Below are 918 nucleotides of genomic sequence, written 5' to 3' on the forward strand. Positions count from 1 at the left end.
AGAGCAACGCCGCATGGCAGAAGAAGCGCTGCTGCATCAAGCCACGCTCGACCATACCGCGCGACTGGCCATACTCGGCGAAATGGCCAGCGCGATCGCGCACGAGCTGAACCAGCCGCTGGCGGCCATCGGCAATTTCGCCCGCGGCATGGCGCGGCGCATTACAGCAGGCCGACTGGAGCCGGCGCCCCTGCTCGACGGAACCCACGAGATCGTCACGCAAAGCGAGCGGGCGGCAAGCATCATCCGCAACATCCGCGCGTTCTCCCAAAAAAGAGCGTCCGAACAAAAATCAGTCGATCTCAAGGCGGTCGTGGGCGAAACCATCGCCCTGTTCACCGGCACCCATCCGCAAGCGCGCGTGATCTGGCAGCCCGCCGAAACGCCGGAAGTGTCCACCGTGGTGGCCGACCCCGTGCAGATCCAGCAAGTCATGCTCAATCTGCTGAAAAACGCACTGGATGCGCAGCAGACGGCCGGCCGGGCGGACGAACCGATCGAGGTGCAGTTCCGGGCGGAAGCTGGCGCCTGTGTCATCACCGTGCGCGATGGCGGTTGCGGTCTTGCGCCCGAACAGTTCGCGCGCCTGTTCGAACCCTTCTTCACGACCAAAACCGAGGGCCTCGGCCTGGGCTTGTCACTGAGCAAGGGCATTATTGAATCGCTCGGGGGCACGCTGTCGGCGGCGGCCCATGACGACGGCAAACCCGGGCTGGCGATAGGGTTCAGCCTGCCGAGAGAAGAATCACAGGAAGACCTATGAACGAACGCGATGCCGTACTTTTTGTGGTGGACGATGACGCGGCGATGCGCCGCTCGCTGGCTTACCTGTTCGACTCTGCCGGATGGCGCGTGGAGGCCTTCGAGTCGGCGCATGACTTTCTCGACCGTTACAGCGGGCATGTGCCGGGCTGCCTG

At 64.1% G+C, this 918-nt stretch carries 1 protein-coding gene; it reads left to right on the top strand.

Annotated features, from left to right (window positions below; genetic code table 11):
* On the top strand, positions 1-763 hold a 763-nt coding region (locus ABW22_RS16375), incomplete at its 5' end, for a sensor histidine kinase (RefSeq protein WP_237763394.1).
* Positions 764-918 lie beyond the last annotated feature (155 nt).

The sequence above is a fragment of the Thiobacillus denitrificans genome (assembly GCF_001530125.1).
In the GTDB taxonomy this organism is placed as follows: Bacteria; Pseudomonadota; Gammaproteobacteria; order Burkholderiales; family Thiobacillaceae; genus Thiobacillus; species Thiobacillus denitrificans_C.